The sequence below is a fragment of the Nitrosococcus halophilus Nc 4 genome (assembly GCF_000024725.1).
Classification (GTDB): Bacteria; Pseudomonadota; Gammaproteobacteria; order Nitrosococcales; family Nitrosococcaceae; genus Nitrosococcus; species Nitrosococcus halophilus.
On sequence record NC_013960.1, the window covers coordinates 1,067,942 to 1,086,176 of the forward strand.

The following is an 18,235-nucleotide window of genomic DNA, read 5'->3' on the forward strand; positions in this document are numbered from 1 at the left end:
GTATGCACATGGGAGATGCGATGATGAAGCTATTCAAATTGTTTGTCGTCCTGCTGTTAATTGGCGCTGCCAAGATCTCACAGGTTGAAGCTGCGTCTTTGGGGGAAAAGATTCTGAAGGAGCGCTGCAGTAGTTGCCATAATTTAACTGGGCCCGAGCCGGCAACATTAGGGGAACTGAGGGGACGTAAGGGGCCGGATCTCTTTTATGCCGGTAACAAATACCGGGCTGAATGGATTACGGAATGGCTTCAATCACCACAACGTCTTCGCCCAGCCGGCGTATTTTATCCCGATCATGTGAAGTTGGGCGAGGAGGGGGATGAAATTGATGCAACCAGTTTTTCTCCCCACCCCGAACTTTCTAAGGAAGAGGCCAAAGCCGTCGCTGAAAGCCTCATGGGCTTTAAAGCAAAGAGTCTGTTGATTAACCAAGGTGAATATAAGCCAGGAAAAATCCCACTCATGATGGGAGAGCTCCTATTTGATAAATTCCGGGGCTGCCTAGCTTGCCATCAGATCGAGCCAGGCTATGGTGGTTTGTCTGGACCGGAAGTTTACACTGCCGCTGACCGTTTGCAGGATGATTATCTCCTTAGCTTCATGCGAGATCCACAAGCGTGGAATCCAAAGACATTGATGCCTGACAAGCACCTTAAAGAAAGTGATCTTCAAAAGCTGGTGCATTATCTGCATGCTTTGAAAGAGCAAGGTTTTAAGGAGGCTTCGAAATGATCGCAAAGCATCGAATTTCTCTAGTAGGGGTATTGCTAGCCTCTTGTCTGTATGGAGCACAAGCCAACGCCGAGCAAAGCCAGACTGAAAAGAATTATCAAGCCTATTGTGGGCAGTGCCATGGCATGAATGGCGATGGCAAGGGAATTAATGTTCGAGATATGTCAACCCAACCACGGGATCACACTGATCCGGAAGAAATGTCGGCCCGTTCTGATGAGGAGTTATTCACGGCGATTAAAGAAGGTGGACAGGCAGTGGACAAATCAGTGCTGATGCCACCGTGGGAAGATACTTTTACTGATGAAGAAATTTGGGATCTCGTGAAATATCTCCGCGCTTTGTGTGGGTGCGAGTACGGAAAAGCATCCTAGCCCCTGTGGCCCATGGGCTTGAATCCAAGAAGAAGAGAGATAAAGTATGCACAATAAATTTAAATTAACTAATAAAACCGCAGCTGTATTATTCGCCGTTGCAAATTTTGTTTTTGTGGCACAGGTTGCATTTGCCAAGGAGGTCAAAGTCAAGTTTGAAGTTAAGGAGACAGAGGTTGTCATTGATAATAAGGGTACCCAATATTCGGCTTGGACTTATAATGGGACTATCCCTGGCCCCGTAGTCCGGGTTACAGAAGGGGATGTGGTTGATTTTGAACTCGTTAATCCGGAAAGCAATCAGCAAAGCCACTCTTTAGACTTCCATGCTGCTGTGGTGGACGTTCTCAATGAGCTTGAAGACGTAAGGCCAGGGCACAGCAAGCATTTTACCTTTAAGGCTAAATATCCAGGTGTCTTTATCTATCATTGCGGGGCCGCTACTATGGCCCAGCATATAGCCCGCGGTATGTTCGGCGTTATCATTGTAGATCCTAAGGAAGGCTACAGCAATGATTTCCCCAAGCCGGATCGAGAGTACGTGTTAGTGCAGTCCCAATATTTTCCTGATGCTGGTGACAAGGATGCGATGATTGAAAACCGTGATTGGACAGCTTCCCTTATCAACGGCAAGATCTTTCACTACGATCCAGTGCATGATGAGAACGCTACCTTGACATTACAATCCGAGCCAGGTGAACGGGTCCGAATTTACTTTGTAAATGCCAATATTAACATGCCGGTGGCCCTACACCCCATCGCGGGTATTTGGGACCGGGTCTATGTCAATGGTAATCCGAAGAATGTGCTCTATGGAGTGCAAACCCATAATATCGCAGTGGCAACAGGGGATATGCTAGATATTGTTTCTCCAGCTGACCGGCCAACGAATAATGCCATTGTTGATCACACCATGAGTGCTGCTATGCGTGGCGCCATTACTTTGTTGATGAACGCTCCTGGAGTTGATCCGACACTGGGAAAAGGGGATAAGATCCTCTTGCGGTAGGAAAAAAGGGGCGCTAAGCGCCCCTTTTTTATTATTTAATACTTTTATTTCGTGGGTAGTTACGCTTTGGTTTCTACCCCCATGAAGATGTCAAAGTATTTCCTTGCTGTTCCTATTCCTTAGGTTTTGCAGCCTGAAGGACAGGATAATATTGAGTGAAAACCCAATCGTCCTTGGCATTAGCTTCATGGCATGAATTGCACTCAGCAGTGGGTTTGGGTGCAGCTTTACGAGCTAAGGGATATTCCATCCCAAACATGAAATAGGCCCAATTACCTGGCTCGTCAGGAAACCGTTTTGAGTCTTTGACTGCTGCTTCCAAACCAGTGAATTCACCCATGAAGTAACCGTTGCCTGTCAGCGCCTTTTTGGCACCCACGCTGAGAAGCTCTTTCACCACCATGGTCCCATCTGGAAATTCGCCGGTTTTCTTCCAGTGGGCAAATCCTTCCGGATTGATATAGATGTTATGAAATTCAGGTACGATAGCCTTCCCATCATTCATGTCATTGGGGGTGACTGGCGTGCCCACATAGACCCACTCTCTGTAGTCCTTGGGTTGGAGAAGTTCGTTGTTGACATTAAAGAGAGCAGGAGATGAATCTGCCGCGTAGGCTAAGGTATTGAGAGCGACATAACCTACAAAGGCAAAGCTGGCAACTTTCCGAAGATATTGGGTTTTATGACGTTTGGAATCGGACTGCTTCATAGGATACCTCTTACGAAAATTTATAGATTTTCTTTGTTGATAGAGTTGCAATTAGTTTGAAAGCACTTTAGGTTTTGGCGAAGGGTGGCCCTTGCCTTGACCAGCATTAGGGTTGTCTGTGTAGCGTTGTTTTGAATGGCCCAGAGTGTTTGCTAGTGCTGTTGCCACCCTTGCAATTCCCTCGCGAATTTGAAGCTCAGGAAGGGAGGAATAACCCAGGATTAGCGTACGCTCACTGTATTCCTTATGGCCGTAATCGTAGGCGCCTCCGCTTTCTAAAGTGTAAATCCCAACGCCCACTTCCTGGGCAATCGCCTGTACTTCGGCGGCTGTAGGAAAATCCGGAGGTAGGTGCCAGACAATATGCATTCCTCCCTCTAAGCCGGACAGAGTAACCTCCCCAAAATGTGACTTTAAGGCGGCTATTAGGCAGTCACGGCGGCGAAGGTACATGCGTCGGATTTGTCGCAGATGCTTAGCGTAGCTACCGCTGGAGATAAGATCAGCCAGGACGGCCTGATCAAGCCAAGGGTTGCCGCTATCCAGCAAAGCCTTGACTGTTTTTGCAGGTTCCACTAGCTCTCCAGGGACCACTACATAGCCCAGGCGAAGCCCGGCACCAATCGATTTCGACACTGTTCCCATGTAAATCACGCAGCCATAAGGGTCCAACCCCGCTAGAGCCGTCAAGGGGGACCCATTATGCCGGAAATCGCTGTCATAATCATCCTCAATCAAGTACGCTCCCACTTGTCCGGCCCAGTCCAGTAATTGGACTCTGCGTTTTAGGGATAGGGTTGAGCCCATGGGGTATTGATGAGAAGGGGTGACATAAGCCAAACTCACCGGTGTGGGGGGAAGTTTTGAAACTTGCAATCCATATTTATCCACCGGTACAGGATGGAGCTGGGCGCCATAACTTTCGAATACATAAGCGGCCCCCTGGTAACATGGGCATTCTGTGACCACTCGTGTTCCTTGACCCACCAATAAACGGGCCACGATGTTCAGCGCCTGTTGGCTACCACTTACGACAATAACTTGCTCCGGGGTAACAACTATCCCACGGGCGGGTCCTAAGTGATTGGCGATGGCCTCTCGCAGTGCCAAAATGCCAGCAGGGTCTCGATACTCTGTCAGGTTAGCCCCGCCTGCATTCAAATGGCGTAAAATTAAGCGTCGCCAGGTTTTGACCGGAAAAGAATGAGGATCCAGGCGTCCCACCCGAAAATCCAAGGCAAGGCGATTTTGTTGAGAATTGGCCACTTTTTGGGCCCGGCCTCGAAACAGTACTGGATGCCGTCTTGCCTGAGGTTTTTCAGGAAGCACCAGCGGTTGGGTTGGTGCTTTGAGGACCAAGGAATCCATGGGTAAGTGGGAATTGACATAGGTGCCTACTGCTTCCTGGGTCTGAAGGTAGTCCTCAGCAATGAGGCGGTCATAGGCTAAGAGCACCGTATTGCGGGAGACCCCCAACTGTTCGCTTAAGGAGCGGGTGGCAGGCATGGGGGTGCCCGGTTTCAATTTACCGCTCAGGATCAAGCCACGAATTTGTTCAAAAAGTTGGCTTTGTAAAGTTTGCTTGCTCCGGCGCTCTAGCTTCAGCGGTAGTTGCATAGGCCTTAACTTTGGTGCTTGTCTAAAACATTATGATTGACTGGACCTATTATAATTTAATTTATTGAAATTAACATAGGACCAATAGGGGCGATTCTATTGGTACCATTTTGGTGGTACATATACTTATATTTAGGGCCACAGTAAATTTGGGTAGCTCAATCCAATACCTCTCTCCACGGCTTTATTGCAATGAGCTGTTTTGTTGTTATACTCACGCCAGTTGCAGGTGTAGTACTGAGGCCTTGTTGACCGCAAATTATGGTCCTTGATTGTGCTTTTGTAAGCAATTTAAAAAACCAATATTTTATAGTTTTGTCAATCACTTAGTTACTTCATGTGCAGCTATGCTGGTATCAATTAGGAACAATGATTGGTGCCATGTTTTAGTATTGAACTGGTCCTAATGGTCTTCTTGTTTTTTTACTAGGCGGTACTTTCCATTGAGACCAGTAAACCCTATAACCACAAAAAACATAGCATTTATGCTTTAGGACCCCGGGTGCGAAGGAGGTCAATGTGAGTGACAGTGCAATTAGAGGTCAATTATGAGTGACAGTATAATTGGAAGGCTTTTGCGAGCCACTGCCACGGTAGCCAGCGTAAGTTTGTTATTCGTGGGCAGTGCAAATGCTGAAATCCCCAATGAGCTTTACGAAGCTCTGGGAGTGGATAAGTATGAAGCTTCGCCTAAAGAGCTATATGAAGCAGTAACAGAGCGTTATTATGATCCAGCGCAAGGGCATGGGGAAGGGAAATATGCTGAATACTGGGAGCCTATCCCGTTCAGTCAATATATGGACCCTTACACCTACTACAAGCCGCCGAGTTCACCGGCCAAGGTCGCTACCCGCGAAGAGTGTGTAGAATGCCATGAAGATGAAACTCGGGGTTGGGTTCATGCCTGGAAAAAAAGTGTCCATGCAAATTTAGATGAGATCCGTAACCTACCAAAAGACGATTCCCGCTACTACAAGAAAAGGCTTATAAAAGAGGTCGAGGATAATCTCCGTTCCTTGGGCAAACTTGGGGAAGACGAAGAACTCAAAGAGGTGGCTTGTATCGATTGCCACGTTGGCATTGGTGCTGAAAAAGGCCATCATAAAGAAGATCTTCGCATCCCTGATGCGGCCACTTGTGGTGCCTGCCATCTGAAAGAGTTTGCCGAGCGGGAATCGGAGCGTGATACGCTTACCTGGCCAACCACAGATGTGAAGGGTAATAAAATCGATCCGGTTTGGCCCCCGGGACGTCCCTCCCATGCCCTTGATTACCAAGCTAACGTAGAGCTTGCCACCTGGGCGGCAATGGAAGATCGGGAAGTGGCAGAAGGTTGCACCATGTGTCATATCAACCAAAACCGCTGCGACACCTGCCATACTCGCCATCAGTTCTCGACGGTAGAAGCCCGCAAGCCAGATGCTTGTGGTTATTGCCATAATGGGGCTGATCACAATGAGTACGAAAACTACTTGTTCTCTAAACATGGTGCCATTTACCTGATGTTAGGAGATGAGTGGGATTGGGAAATGCCGCTTCGGGATGCGATCGGAAGAAATGGACAAACTGCACCAACCTGTGCTTTTTGCCACTTCGAGTACAAAGGCCGGTTTGGCCATAATGTGGTGCGCAAGGTACGGTGGGCCTTCAACCCTCAGGAAAAAATCGCCAACAACCTTGAGCATGAGTGGTATGAGGACCGTAAGGACGCGTGGGTAGAAACCTGTAACAATTGCCACTCGCCCACCTTTGCCGAGGCTTATCTAGAATTCATAGATAATGGGATTATTTCTGGCCTTAAAAAGCAGATCGAGGCGAAGCACATCATAGAAGGTTTATATGAAGATGGGTTGTTGCCGGGTCAGAAAACTAACCGTCCCGCTCCACCGAAGCCGGAGCATGATGCCCCCGGTGAGTTCTTCCAGCTCTTCATTGCAAAAGACAATAACCCCACCGCGGTTGAGCTGCAGTACGCAAAAATGTGGGAGCAGGATTTGCTCAAGCATTATAAAGCGCTTGCTCACGCAAACCCTGGATTTTGGACTTACACCGAAGGCTGGGGTCCGTTGCTGGAGCGTTACACCAATATCCAGGATGCTAATACCCAGCTCAGGGAGTTTGCCAAGCTGAAAACCAAAGTCGCTATGATGGAAGGCGATATAAAAGCTGCTGGCATATTAGACCTGGATAATCAGGTAGAGCGCGCTGTTGTGGGTGGCCTTGGCGGCGGTATGGTGCTTGCTGGCGTGGGTTTGGTGGCTTGGCGTCGTAAGCAACAGTCGGAAGGTTAGTCCTCAGTGTCTGTGGCTGAAAAAACCATGCCACCTTCTTCAAAAGGAGTAAGCAGAGCTCCCCTGTTTATCGGGGTAATCCTGATAGCAGGGGGGCTTCTCCTCTTAGGTTGGTTGGGATGGGCGATTCTCCATTCAGCCGGCGATGGGGAAGCGCCGTATCAATACAAAAAGGTGGCAGAAGGTGGGGTAGAAAAATTCCCTGATTTGGGCCTTGAGGCCTATGAGGGGATGACTATCCGTAAGTACGAACTACTTGCAGAAGAAGTACAAAAAGATCCCTTGGTAGAGTTTTACACAGGGTCTAAGGGGGACCATGCTCCCGTATTGCTGGAGTGGAAAAATAATCTTATTGAACCCGTGTTAACGGTTAGCGGCGACATTAAAGATTTGACTAAATTGGCTCGGGCAATTGCTGAGCATGTGCCATCTGAAGCGGTGGTACTGGGTTGGTGGGATACTTCCCGTCAGCTTGAATTGCTCGAGGGGGTGAATACCTTATTTGATGAAAATCTGGCTCAACCCCTGCTAATACCTGGCCCCTGGGCCAAGCAACAGAAGGCGATTGAAAATTTAGAGCACGAGTTTTGGCAGGTCACTGACTCAAGCGAGGCAAAAGTCCGCCAAAAGCGTATTGCGGAAGCGCTGTTGGCTGACGAAGCTACGGGTGCGTCAATACTGAGAGAATTGGCCGGGGGCCGTGAAGCCTATGTTGTCGTCCACTGGGCCGATGCCTATAAATTGGGGGGCATGGCGCCCGAGCGCTTTGGTATTGGTTATAATGATTTTCCCGGCAGCAAGCAGACACATGCCTTAATTCCTCGTGTCAAGCAATGGATGGAAGAGAATGGCTATGAGACCTACCTGGTTCAGCGCCAGGGGGAAGATACGGTTCGCGCTTATTTTCTGACCGATAGTGCTTATAAAGATACTTTAATAGCCAAAATGTTGCCCTTTAGCACTTCACAACCAACAGAACTTGAAAAGCTCAAATTGGTTGCTCAGTATGGAGGTTACTGGGTCTATTCTTTACCGCCTGCTCCTGCTAATGACGCTGGTTAATTTTGGGTTTTCCTTTGAAGGAGAAAGTTTATGAACCAGACAATTAGACATTTATGTTTTTATGCTCTGCTTGCAGTTGCCATGGGAACAACATGGGCCCAAGATGAACCCCCCTATGATGGGCTCAAAAAATGCAAAAGTTGCCATGAGCCCCAGTATGACTCATGGCTTGAAACAGCTCATGGGCAGGCGATGGAGTCCTTAGAGCCTGGTGAAGAAGCAGAGGCAAAGGAAAAAGCAGGATTAGATCCGGATGAAGACTACACCGAAGATCCTGACTGTGTCGGCTGCCATGTAACGGGGTTTAGAAAGTATGGGGGCTATGAAATTGCTCTCCCTAGGCGTTTGAAAAAATATTTGCAGGGCGTCGGTTGTGAATCCTGTCATGGCCCTGGATCTGAATACAAGCATATTCATAAGGATGCGGCTGATAAATTTGATGAAACCCAGGAAACTACCCCACGGGAAGAGCTTGTAGCTGCGGGCCAGGTCTTTACGGATAAAGAAATCGAGGAGCGCTGTAATGCCTGCCACCTCAACTACGAAGGTTCCCCCTGGCCTCATGCCAGAGAGCCTTATACGCCTTTCACCCCTGAGGTGGACCCAAAATACGAGTTTAAATTCAAAGAAGCGGTGCGTAATGATGAGGAGATGCACGAGCATTATAAGCTAGAGGGCGTTTTTTCTGGTGATCCGGTGGCATCGTTCCATGAAGAATTCCAAAAGCACGCTACGCCACCGAAGAAGAAGTAAATGCTAGGAGTGAAATAATATGTTGTCTAAATTAAAGCAATGGTGGCAAGCCATTAGCGAGTATTTTAAGGTTCATTGGCGCCCGATTGCGGTTGGGGCGGGTGGTTTATTTGGTCTGATCGTTATCGTTTTCGGTGGTGAGGCGGCATTGTCGACCACCACTTTTTGTACCAGTTGCCACTCCATGTCTTACCCCTATGAGGAATTGCAAGAATCTGCCCATTATGGTTCGTTTGGGCTAGAACCCCAGTGTAAAGATTGCCACATTCCCCAAGGCTTAGGGAACTTTCACAAGGCGGTTTACACCCATGTGGTGGATGGGGTGCGAGAACTATATTTAGAATTTACCAACGATTATTCTACACTTGAAAAATTCAATGAGCGGCGGTTGGAAATGGCCCACCATGCTCGCATGAATCTCAGGGGTTGGGATAGTGTCACTTGCCGAGATTGTCACAAGAATCCGCAACCTGTAGCTAAATCCGGCAAGCGAGCTCACAAAAAGCTGAACGAAGGATGGACCTGTATTGATTGCCATCAGAATCTAGTACATGCGCCCGTAGAGCATACTGATCTTGATGCCAGTGAGCGTAGGGGCGAGATGATTATTAGGGAGAAAATAGACTGGACAGACCGTAATCCATTGGCCTCGGTGGAGACTCGTTCAGTAAGGAATTAAATACAAAATAACGACAATATTTTAGATCTTATCAAAAACCCCGGCCTTGGTCGGGGTTTTTGTTTTTGGCGGGTATGATATGACCTGGTGTTATTGCCAACGGCGAAGGGCTTTATAGACTCGGCTCGGGTACCATATTTTTCCAATACTGCCATTATAACGGGCTAGGGCTCGAGTAAGATTGCCTTTTTCTTGGTCGATATAGTGACGAAGGATAGTGCAACCAAAACGCAGGTTGGTCGCAATATCCAAGAGATTATCTTTTCTATGGCCAATTTCTTTGCGCCAAAAAGGCATGACTTGCATGAGGCCTCGAGCACCGGCCTCAGAAATGGCAAAACGGTCGAAGTTGCTTTCCACTTCGATGACCGCTAATACCAGTTCAGGAGGTAAATTTGCCCGGACTGCTTCCCGGTGAGCCAGACGCAGGATTGTTAGGCGTTCTTTAAGATTAGGGAGCCGGCTTTTAAGGCGGTACTCCATATCTAGTAACCAAACCTGGGCATGGAATCGGTCTTTAAAACCATCTTTCATGCCAACAGCGGCAATAAGTTGTTGCCGCAACTGGGCATCGGGTCGCTCAGTAGTGGCTGCACCCAACAGGGTAGAAAAGGAAGCTAGAATAAATAGCAAACTGTAACCAAGGAGATTCATGACCTCCCGGGTATCGGAGTTTTTAATTCAGACTTGAGTCCAGGAATTAAGTTGTCTAACTGAATTGTGCTCGTTTTACCATCTCGGCGCCGCTTGTATTCGACAGTACCCGCATCCAATCCTCGGTCACTAATCACTAGGCGGTGGGGGATACCAATCAAATCCATATCAGTAAATATTACTCCAGGACGCAATTGACGGTCATCGAGCAATACTTCAAAACCTGCTGCTTGTAACTGGCTATAGAGTTGATCGGCTGTTTCCCGTACCCGTACTGACTTATGGGCATTAATAGGTACGAGAGCCAACTGGAAGGGGGCAATGGGATCAGGCCAGATAATGCCGTGCTCATCATGATTTTGTTCAATGGCCGCAGCGACTACTCGAGAGACCCCAATACCATAGCAGCCCATCGTCAAGATAATAGCTTGTCCTGTTTCATCGAGTACCGTGGTGTTCATAGCCTGGCTGTATTTTTCGCCAAGCTGGAAGATATGACCGACCTCGATACCGCGGGCGATGGAGAGAAAACCTTCTCCATCGGGGCTTGGATCTCCATCCACTACCTTGCGGATATCAGCCGTTATGGGCTCGGGTAAATCGCGTTCCCAGTTGGCCCCGGTAAAGTGCTTACCTTCCTGGTTGGCCCCACAAACGAAGTCGGTTAAATGGGCGGCGCTATGGTCTGCAATAAGAGGAATGTCCAGGCCTAGGGGTCCTATGGAACCGATACCGGCATTGCAGATTTCCCGCACCTGTTCGGGCGTGGCAAATTGAAGAGGGCTAGCCACTTGGGGAAGTTTTTGCGCTTTTACTTCATTGAGTTCATGGTCCCCTCTTAGTGCGAGGGCCACAAATCCTCCCTCGCTGCCTTCTACCAAGAGGGTTTTCACGCAGCTTGAGGGGGGGGTGTTGAGGAATTGGCTGACCTCTTCAATGGTGCGTTGCTCTGGTGTCTCTACTAAAGACAATGTTTCTTTGGGGGAGGCTCGTTCACCGCTAGGGGGGAGGGCCGCTGCCAATTCCACATTGGCGGCATAGGTGCCTTTATCCGAGAAAGCGATGGCATCTTCACCGGAGGCGGCGAGCACATGGAATTCATGGGAAGTTTGGCCACCAATGGCTCCAGTGTCCGCTTGCACTGCTCGAAAGGTCAGTCCAATTCGCTCAAAGATACGAGAATAAGTCTCGTACATTTGCTGATAAGTTTGCTCCAATGAGGTTTGGTCCAGGTGAAATGAATAGGCATCCTTCATTAAGAATTCCCGGGCCCGCATGACGCCAAAGCGGGGCCGGATTTCATCCCGGAATTTCACCTGAATTTGGTAGAAATTGGCTGGTAACTGTTTATAACTCCGTATTTCACGGCGGATGAGATCAGTAATGACCTCCTCATGGGTAGGACCAAAACAGAAAGGCCGTTGATGACGGTCGGTAAAGCGCAGTAGTTCGGGTCCATATTGCTCCCAGCGTCCCGTTTCCTGCCATAGTTCGGCAGGCTGCACCGCGGGCATTAAAATTTCCTGGGCCCCGGCTTTATCCATTTCTTCACGGATGATGCCTTCAACCTTACGGAGTACCCGTAGGCCAAGGGGCAGCCAGGTATAGAGGCCGGCCGCGAGGCGACGGATGAATCCCCCCCTGAGCATCAACTGGTGGCTAATGATTTCGGCATCGGCTGGGGTTTCGCGGGTAGTCGTAAGCAAGTATTGAGAAGTACGCATGTTTAATATCGTCAACCGTTTTATTAGCCCAAATTAGGTCATGAACTGACTATTACCAAAATTATTTAACTTATGATGTTGGCTTGGAACTAGTTGGCTCCCTATTGAGGTAGCATAAAAGTGCTTTTTTTTAAGGTGATTGAGGTGTTCAATTGCAATTTGCATTAATGATCATTGCCCTAGGCATAAGCACTGCCTAAGATGGTATAATCTCTTCCCAAAAATCTCTTCTTCTTAGTATATTTTTCTGCTTTTCAGTAAATAAGGAGCATAATATAAATGGCGATTGAACGCACCCTCTCTATCATTAAGCCGGATGCCGTTGCTAAGAATGTCATCGGGGAGATTTACACCCGCTTTGAGAAAGGGGGACTACGAATTGTGGCGGCCCGAATGCTCCACCTGTCCAAGGAACAAGCTCAAGGGTTTTATGCTGTTCATAAAGAACGGCCTTTTTATAACGATTTGGTTGAATTTATGACCTCGGGGCCGGTCATAGTGCAGGTTTTGGAAGGAGAGGATGCCATTGCCAAGAACCGCGAGCTAATGGGAGCGACCAACCCGAAGGAAGCGGCTCCGGGGACCATCCGCGCCGATTTTGCGGAAAGCATTGATGCTAATGCGGTCCATGGTTCTGATGGGCCAGAGACGGCAGAGCAGGAAATCAATTTTTTCTTTAAGCCAGAAGAAATTTGTCCACGGATTAACTAAAGACTGAAGTCTCCTAGGATGATGACCGACTCCAGAATCAATTTGCTTAATCTGGATCGGGTCGGGTTGGAAGCCTTTTTTGCCCGCCTCGGTGAAAAACCTTTTCGCGCCCGTCAGATGCTTCGTTGGCTCCACCAGCAGTTTGTTACTGACTTTAGCGCCATGACCGATCTGAGCAAGTCGCTACGGGCGCGCTTAGCGGAAACCGCGGTGATTGCTCTCCCGGAAGTCGTTCATCAGCATCATTCAACCGATGGAACGTATAAATGGTTGCTACGGGTGTCCGGAGGCAATTGTATTGAAACGGTATTCATCCCCGAGGAGGATCGAGGCACACTCTGTGTTTCATCCCAGGTAGGTTGTATCTTGGACTGCTCTTTTTGCGCCACGGGGAAACAAGGATTTAATCGCAATTTGGGGGTGTCGGAGATCATAGGCCAACTGTGGCTGGCGAATAAGGCCCTAGGGCGGGATCCCAAAGGTGAGCGCATTATCACTAATGTGGTCATGATGGGTATGGGAGAGCCTCTTGCCAATTTTAATAACGTAGTTGCTGCCATGAATTTGATGTTAGACGATTTTTCCTATGGGCTATCTTGGCGTCGAGTGACTCTCAGCACGGCCGGGATGGTTCCCGCGATGGATCGGCTACGCGCTATTTGCCCGGTGAGTCTCGCGGTTTCGCTCCATGCCCCCACGGATGAACTTCGTGATGAGCTTGTCCCACTGAATAAACGGTACCCTATAGGGGAGTTGCTGGCGGCATGTCGGCGTTACGTTGCAGGGGATAGAAGGCGTGCCGTGACTTTTGAGTATGTCATGTTGGCTGGAGTGAACGATTCTCTGCAACATGCCCGGGCGCTATTACGGTTATTACAAGGTTTACCCGCTAAGGTTAACCTCATTCCCTTTAATCCTTTTCCAGGCAGCCTTTACCGTCGTTCTGATACCGAGACCATTGATCGTTTTCGGGAGGAATTGCTACGAGGAGGGCTTATGACCGTCACCCGCAAAACTCGTGGCGATGATATTGCGGCCGCCTGTGGTCAATTGGCGGGTCGAGTTCAAGACCGTACTCGCCGTACCTTAAACCAACAGCGTGTAGCGGGCTCTTTACCGCAGCCCTTGTCAGCATGATGAAATTGGTATTTACGGGAGTATTGGCCATTATTTTGCTTGGCCTTGGGGGTTGTGCTTCAACTTCAACCTCTTCTTCTCAAACCCAAGCCTCTAGCGCCTCGGTTGATGGGGCCAGGGCGGCTCGAATTAACGTCCAATTGGGAGTGGAATATTTCAAGCAAGGCGAGTTGGAACAAGCGCTAAAAAAACTGGAGCGCGCGATAGGACAAGATCCTAATCTTCCCAGTGCTCATAATGCTTTAGCCCTGCTCAAGCAACGTTTGGGCCAGGTAGAAGAGGCGGAAAAGCATTTTCAGCGAGCTATAAAACTAGATTCTAGCTATTCGGAAGCCCAAAACAACTATGGAGTTTTTCTTTATAGCCAAGGACGTTATCGGGAAGCGGAGACACATTTTTTGGAGGCCGTTAAAAATCCTTTATATGGTACACCGGAATTGGCCTATGAGAATGCCGCTATGGCTGCCCAAAAGCAATCTGAGCTTGATAAGGCAGAAGACTATTACCTCAAGGCGCTGCAGATCGAGCCAAGACTTCCCAAGTCCTTGTATCGCATGGCTGAAATAAACTTCAATCAAGGCCATTATCAACAAGCCCACGAATACTTGCAACGTTATCGGGCGGTAGCACGGCATACTTCCCAGTCCTTATGGTTAGGAATTAAAATTGAGCGTGAGTTAGGCAACGAGGATGCGGTGTCTAGTTACGCCCTGTTATTGAGGCAAAACTTTCCTGATTCCCAGGAGGCCCAACTATTGCGGGAGAGTATGGAAAGGCAACGGTGATAATGGTAGCCTCCGATGAAACGCCCCCCTCCCCGTCCCCTAGGGAAGAAATCTCTCCGGGTGAGCAGTTGCGTCGGGCGCGGGAAGCCCGTGGTCTTGAGCTTACCGAAGTTGCGGCAAGCCTTCGTTTGCGAATGGATACGGTCCGGGCTATGGAAGAAGGTCGTTGGGACTCCCTACCAGGAAAAGCGTTTGTTCTGGGATACGTGCGTTCCTATTGTAAATTTCTTGATTTGCCTCCGGATCCTCTGTTGGCACAAGTCCTTGACGAATGGGAACCCGCCTCGCCTGCACCAACGCCCCGAACAAATGCTAAGCCCGTTAAGCGCAGTCATTGGGCCAGCCGGAGTGCGGCCTATCTGCTGATAGTGCTGCTAGGTATTTTGGTAATGATGGTTTGGGAGGGAAATATTCCCTTTTTTTCCAATGAGGCTCTGACTGATGAGGCTCCCATGGAGCAGGAAAAAAGTGCAAAGGATGAAATGGGCATTTCCCTCACAGCGCCAGAAATCAATGATTCCAGGGCAGAGGAAAGGCCGGCAGTCTCTCCCCAAAGCCTAAATCCAGCCTCTGCGGCATCGGCAGAGGAACCAGAGTTGCTGTCGCTGGAGGGGGATTTCAACGAGAACTTACCAGAAATGGCCTCTCCCTTGGCTCCTGCTCTCATTAGGGAAGACAATCCGGCAGGGGAAGAAGCGCAAGGCGAGGGAGGCTCTGCCCCTGCCCAGTTGTCCCTCCATTTAAGAGGTGACAGCTGGGTGGAGGTCTCTGATAGCACGGGTGAGCAACTTGTGTACAAACTGCTAAAGGCTGGCACCACCCTAGAGTTAACAGGGACTGCTCCTTTGCACGCCACCATAGGTAATGCTCTGGCGGCAAAAGTGGAGTTTAATGGTCAGCCTTTAGATTTGGCGCCCTATACGCAAGGAAACGTAGCTCGGTTCACGGTGGGCTCCTCGGACGACGAAAACTGACAGGGGAGAGGGAAGCTGCTCCCTGGGGCTTCTTCTCTGAATAAACAAGGTTTGGGTGTAGTGAAAAAGATACAAGCTATTCGGGGGATGAACGATATCCTTCCGGATCAAACCCCCCATTGGCAAATGGTGGAGGATACTTTACGCAACGTACTGGCCAGCTATGGTTATCAGGAAATCCGTCTGCCCCTATTAGAGCCCACGGAGTTATTTCAACGCTCCATTGGTGAGGTCACCGACATTGTGGAGAAGGAGATGTATACCTTCACCGACCGGAATGGGGATAGTTTAACTCTGCGGCCAGAAGGCACGGCGGGTTGTGTTCGGTCTGTCCTGCAACATGGTTTGCTAACCCAAGGCCCTCAGCGCCTTTGGTATTACGGCGCCATGTTCCGCCATGAACGGCCCCAGAAAGGTCGTTATCGGCAATTTTTCCAGATTGGGGTAGAGGTTTTAGGTCCTAAAGGGCCTGATGTGGATGTTGAACTCATCTTGATGACTGCCCGCTTCTGGCGGCAGCTGGGACTAGAGGGTCTGCGCTTGCAGCTCAATTCTCTCGGCTCCCCCGCAGCACGGGCGACCTACCGGGAACGCCTCGTGGACTTTTTTACAGACCATCAGGACTGCCTGGATGAAGACAGTCGCCGCCGGCTTCATAGCAACCCTTTACGTATTTTGGATAGTAAAAATCCGGCGTTACAGGAAATAATTGAGCAGGCTCCCCGGCTTCTCGATTATCTAGATAAGGATTCACGGGATCATTTTGAAGCGTTGCAAGATCTGCTTGATAGCGCCGGTATTGCTTATGAAATCAACCCCCGCTTAGTTCGCGGCTTGGATTATTACACCCGAACTGTCTTTGAATGGGTCAGTGATCAGTTAGGTTCTCAGGGGACTGTGTGTGCGGGCGGGCGCTTTGATGGTCTGGTGGAACAGTTGGGCGGGCAACCCACACCCGCGGTAGGTTTTGCCCTGGGGTTGGAACGCTTGATTACGTTGCTGGGTGAGCAAGGCTGCTTGAAAGAACCGGCTATTGTCGATCTCTATGTGGTCGCTGTTGGCCCCCAGGCAGAGCACCAGTCGTTACTGCTTGCCGAGCATTTGCGGGAGGCCGTGCCTGGCGTGAGGTTGCAGGTCAATTACGGCGGCGGCAGCTTTAAAAGCCAATTGAAACGCGCTGATCGCAGCGGTGCCCGCTGGGCGCTTATCCTGGGGGAAGATGAGGTGGTTCAGGGGACGGTGAGTGTCAAAGATCTGCGCAAAGCGCAGCCCCAGCAATCTATGCCCCAAAGCAAACTACCTGACTATATTCGGCAGCAGCGCTAAAGACGACATTTGAGAAAAATGAGGAAACTTTCCCTGGTGCATACTCCCGCTTGGACTGCTCTTCTCCAGCATCATGGCCGTATGGGAAAGCAGCATATGCGAGATTTATTCGCGGCCGATCCCCAACGATTTAATAAATTCTCATTAATTTTCAAAAACATACTTTTTGATTATTCTAAGAACCTGATCACGGAAGAAACGCTGAAACTGCTCCTTGATCTGGCCCGTGAGCAAGGGCTCGAACAATGGATTAAGCGGATGTTTGCCGGCGAGCCCATTAATAATACGGAAAATCGTCCGGTTCTGCACATTGCATTACGCAACCGTTCAAACCGCCCCATTAGGGTAGCGGGTCAGGATGTGATGTCTCAGGTGAATGGTGTTTTGAGGCGTATGGGGGCGTTCTGCGATGCCGTGCACAGCGGACAGTGGCGGGGGTTCAGTGGCGAACGTATAACGGATATCGTCAATATTGGGATTGGTGGCTCTGATTTAGGTCCTGCCATGGTGACAGCAGCCCTACGTCCCTATGCTAAGCCCGGCATTCGAGTCCATTTTGTCTCTAATGTGGATGGGACTCAATTGGCCGAAACCCTGAAAGTCATTCGACCTGAGACCGTTTTGTTCGTGATTTCGTCGAAGACCTTCACGACCCAAGAAACTTTGACCAATGCCCATAGTGCCCGGGAGTGGTTTCTTCGTACGGCCTCTAGCGAGAAGGCGATAGCCAAGCATTTTGTTGCGGTCTCTACCAACCAAGCCGAAGTAGAAAAATTTGGCATAGATCTCCATAACATGTTTGAGTTTTGGGATTGGGTCGGCGGCCGTTATTCCCTTTGGAGCGCCATTGGTTTATCCATTGCACTTTTCCTGGGCATGGATAGCTTCGAGGAACTGCTCGAAGGGGCTCATGGGATGGATGAGCATTTTCGGGAGGCGCCTTTCGAGCAAAACATGCCGGTAATTGCTGCGATGTTAGGGATCTGGAATATCAATTTTCTAGGTGCCCAAAGCCATGCCATCCTGCCCTACGATCAGTATTTAGAACGTTTCCCTGCTTATTTACAGCAATTGGAGATGGAAAGTAATGGTAAGAGTGTAACTCGCGGTGGAGAATCAGTGGACTATGCTACGGGTAACGTTATTTGGGGGGAACCGGGCACCAATGGCCAGCATGCCTTTTTCCAGCTCTTACACCAAGGGACTCCCTTGGTAACGGCAGATTTTTTAGCGCCGATTGAATCCCATAACCCTCTTGGAGAGCATCACCGGATATTGTTATCGAATTTTTTTGCCCAGACCGAAGCCCTGATGAAGGGAAAAACCGAGGCGGAGGTAAGAGCCGAGCTGGAAGGGGCAAACCTAAGTCAGGAGAGATTAGAGCAGCTCATCCCCCACAAGCTTTTTGAAGGCAACCGCCCCAGCAATTCTTTCCTCTTTCCAAAACTAACCCCTTGGACTCTGGGGGCATTGATTGCCTTTTACGAGCATAAGGTGTTTGTCCAGGGGGTGCTCTGGGATATTAATTCGTTTGACCAGTGGGGAGTGGAACTGGGCAAGCAGTTGGCCAAGACTATCTTGCCGGAGCTACAAGCCTCCGGGGAGGTCAGCAGTCACGATTCCTCCACTAATGGGCTGATGAATTACTATAAGCGCATTAAGCGCATCAGGAATACCCATCATTCCTAGGAATACG

17 protein-coding genes are annotated in these 18,235 nt (G+C 49.4%); 13 read left to right on the forward strand and 4 right to left on the reverse strand.

The genetic code is table 11. The features are described 5' to 3' along the window. Positions 1 to 2: 2 nt before the first annotated feature. From NHAL_RS05315 to NHAL_RS05325, 3 genes are read left to right on the forward strand one after another with little or no spacing between them, the layout of a single operon-like run. Entirely contained in the window at positions 3 to 734 is a 732-nt protein-coding gene (locus NHAL_RS05315) for a c-type cytochrome (protein ID WP_013032144.1), read from the forward strand. Then, a complete protein-coding gene (locus tag NHAL_RS05320; RefSeq protein WP_013032145.1) occupies positions 731 to 1,108 on the forward strand; it encodes a c-type cytochrome in 378 nt (125 codons plus the stop codon). The genes NHAL_RS05315 and NHAL_RS05320 overlap by 4 nt, the downstream gene beginning before the upstream one ends. A gap of 46 nt (positions 1,109 to 1,154) precedes the next feature. Beyond that, a complete protein-coding gene (locus NHAL_RS05325) occupies positions 1,155 to 2,117 on the forward strand; it encodes a multicopper oxidase domain-containing protein (RefSeq protein WP_013032146.1) in 963 nt (320 codons plus the stop codon). A 112-nt stretch (positions 2,118 to 2,229) separates the two neighbouring features. Here the strand turns inward: NHAL_RS05325 and NHAL_RS05330 are convergent, their stop codons facing one another. Continuing rightward, positions 2,230 to 2,826 (reverse strand): cytochrome P460 family protein, encoded by a 597-nt coding sequence (locus NHAL_RS05330; protein ID WP_013032147.1) that lies wholly within the window; start codon positions 2,824 to 2,826, stop codon positions 2,230 to 2,232. Between the two features lie 51 nt (positions 2,827 to 2,877). Beyond that, complete coding sequence (pdxR, locus tag NHAL_RS05335; RefSeq protein ID WP_013032148.1) at positions 2,878 to 4,443, reverse strand: MocR-like pyridoxine biosynthesis transcription factor PdxR; 1,566 nt, start codon at positions 4,441 to 4,443, stop codon at positions 2,878 to 2,880. Positions 4,444 to 4,991: 548 nt separating this feature from the next. Here pdxR and NHAL_RS05340 point away from each other — a divergent pair. From NHAL_RS05340 to NHAL_RS05355, 4 genes are read left to right on the forward strand one after another with little or no spacing between them, the layout of a single operon-like run. Next, positions 4,992 to 6,734 carry a multiheme c-type cytochrome gene (locus tag NHAL_RS05340; protein ID WP_013032149.1) on the forward strand — a complete coding sequence of 581 codons (1,743 nt, stop codon included), beginning with the start codon at positions 4,992 to 4,994 and terminating at the stop codon, positions 6,732 to 6,734. Between the two features lie 12 nt (positions 6,735 to 6,746). Next, positions 6,747 to 7,796: a hydroxylamine oxidation protein HaoB gene (gene haoB / locus NHAL_RS05345; RefSeq protein ID WP_238985447.1), complete on the forward strand. Its 1,050-nt coding sequence runs from the start codon at positions 6,747 to 6,749 to the stop codon at positions 7,794 to 7,796. Between the two features lie 30 nt (positions 7,797 to 7,826). Then, positions 7,827 to 8,549 (forward strand): cytochrome c family protein, encoded by a 723-nt coding sequence (locus NHAL_RS05350; protein ID WP_013032151.1) that lies wholly within the window; start codon positions 7,827 to 7,829, stop codon positions 8,547 to 8,549. 19 nt (positions 8,550 to 8,568) lie between these two features. Beyond that, positions 8,569 to 9,228 carry a NapC/NirT family cytochrome c gene (locus NHAL_RS05355; protein WP_013032152.1) on the forward strand — a complete coding sequence of 220 codons (660 nt, stop codon included), beginning with the start codon at positions 8,569 to 8,571 and terminating at the stop codon, positions 9,226 to 9,228. Positions 9,229 to 9,318: 90 nt separating this feature from the next. Here NHAL_RS05355 and NHAL_RS05360 read toward each other — a convergent pair whose 3' ends face one another. Together NHAL_RS05360 and NHAL_RS05365 are read right to left on the reverse strand one after the other, a co-directional pair. Beyond that, entirely contained in the window at positions 9,319 to 9,882 is a 564-nt protein-coding gene (locus NHAL_RS05360) for a lytic transglycosylase domain-containing protein (RefSeq protein WP_013032153.1), read from the reverse strand. Further along, complete coding sequence (locus NHAL_RS05365) at positions 9,879 to 11,606, reverse strand: proline--tRNA ligase (protein ID WP_013032154.1); 1,728 nt, start codon at positions 11,604 to 11,606, stop codon at positions 9,879 to 9,881. Before NHAL_RS05365 ends, NHAL_RS05360 begins: the two co-directional genes overlap by 4 nt. A 279-nt stretch (positions 11,607 to 11,885) precedes the next feature. Here NHAL_RS05365 and ndk point away from each other — a divergent pair, with 279 nt between their 5' ends. From ndk to pgi, 6 genes are read left to right on the forward strand one after another with little or no spacing between them, the layout of a single operon-like run. Then, entirely contained in the window at positions 11,886 to 12,317 is a 432-nt protein-coding gene (gene ndk, locus NHAL_RS05370; protein WP_013032155.1) for a nucleoside-diphosphate kinase, read from the forward strand. A gap of 21 nt (positions 12,318 to 12,338) precedes the next feature. Then, positions 12,339 to 13,454: a dual-specificity RNA methyltransferase RlmN gene (gene rlmN / locus NHAL_RS05375; RefSeq protein WP_041354662.1), complete on the forward strand. Its 1,116-nt coding sequence runs from the start codon at positions 12,339 to 12,341 to the stop codon at positions 13,452 to 13,454. Next, a complete protein-coding gene (pilW, locus tag NHAL_RS05380) occupies positions 13,451 to 14,239 on the forward strand; it encodes a type IV pilus biogenesis/stability protein PilW (protein WP_013032157.1) in 789 nt (262 codons plus the stop codon). The genes rlmN and pilW overlap by 4 nt, the downstream gene beginning before the upstream one ends. Positions 14,240 to 14,241: 2 nt before the next feature. Beyond that, entirely contained in the window at positions 14,242 to 15,213 is a 972-nt protein-coding gene (locus NHAL_RS05385; RefSeq protein WP_013032158.1) for a RodZ domain-containing protein, read from the forward strand. A 60-nt stretch (positions 15,214 to 15,273) separates the two neighbouring features. Beyond that, entirely contained in the window at positions 15,274 to 16,539 is a 1,266-nt protein-coding gene (gene hisS, locus NHAL_RS05390) for a histidine--tRNA ligase (RefSeq protein WP_013032159.1), read from the forward strand. Positions 16,540 to 16,557: 18 nt separating this feature from the next. Continuing rightward, the gene (pgi, locus tag NHAL_RS05395; RefSeq protein ID WP_013032160.1) at positions 16,558 to 18,228 is read left to right on the forward strand and encodes a glucose-6-phosphate isomerase; all 1,671 of its coding nucleotides are present in this window, start codon (positions 16,558 to 16,560) and stop codon (positions 18,226 to 18,228) included. The last annotated feature ends 7 nt before the right edge of the window (positions 18,229 to 18,235 follow it).

Bases quoted from the DNA above. Each gene is read 5' to 3' on its own strand.
- NHAL_RS05385 (WP_013032158.1), top strand. From the start codon at position 14,242: ATGGTAGCCTCCGATGAAACGCCCCCCTCCCCGTCCCCTAGGGAAGAA.
- rlmN (WP_041354662.1), top strand. From the start codon at position 12,339: ATGACCGACTCCAGAATCAATTTGCTTAATCTGGATCGGGTCGGGTTG.
- pgi (WP_013032160.1), top strand. From the start codon at position 16,558: ATGAGGAAACTTTCCCTGGTGCATACTCCCGCTTGGACTGCTCTTCTC.
- NHAL_RS05360 (WP_013032153.1), bottom strand. From the start codon at position 9,882: ATGAATCTCCTTGGTTACAGTTTGCTATTTATTCTAGCTTCCTTTTCT.
- pdxR (WP_013032148.1), bottom strand. From the start codon at position 4,443: ATGCAACTACCGCTGAAGCTAGAGCGCCGGAGCAAGCAAACTTTACAA.
- pilW (WP_013032157.1), top strand. From the start codon at position 13,451: ATGATGAAATTGGTATTTACGGGAGTATTGGCCATTATTTTGCTTGGC.
- NHAL_RS05365 (WP_013032154.1), bottom strand. From the start codon at position 11,606: ATGCGTACTTCTCAATACTTGCTTACGACTACCCGCGAAACCCCAGCC.
- NHAL_RS05330 (WP_013032147.1), bottom strand. From the start codon at position 2,826: ATGAAGCAGTCCGATTCCAAACGTCATAAAACCCAATATCTTCGGAAA.
- NHAL_RS05340 (WP_013032149.1), top strand. From the start codon at position 4,992: ATGAGTGACAGTATAATTGGAAGGCTTTTGCGAGCCACTGCCACGGTA.
- NHAL_RS05325 (WP_013032146.1), top strand. From the start codon at position 1,155: ATGCACAATAAATTTAAATTAACTAATAAAACCGCAGCTGTATTATTC.
- NHAL_RS05350 (WP_013032151.1), top strand. From the start codon at position 7,827: ATGAACCAGACAATTAGACATTTATGTTTTTATGCTCTGCTTGCAGTT.
- NHAL_RS05320 (WP_013032145.1), top strand. From the start codon at position 731: ATGATCGCAAAGCATCGAATTTCTCTAGTAGGGGTATTGCTAGCCTCT.
- NHAL_RS05355 (WP_013032152.1), top strand. From the start codon at position 8,569: ATGTTGTCTAAATTAAAGCAATGGTGGCAAGCCATTAGCGAGTATTTT.
- ndk (WP_013032155.1), top strand. From the start codon at position 11,886: ATGGCGATTGAACGCACCCTCTCTATCATTAAGCCGGATGCCGTTGCT.
- NHAL_RS05315 (WP_013032144.1), top strand. From the start codon at position 3: ATGCACATGGGAGATGCGATGATGAAGCTATTCAAATTGTTTGTCGTC.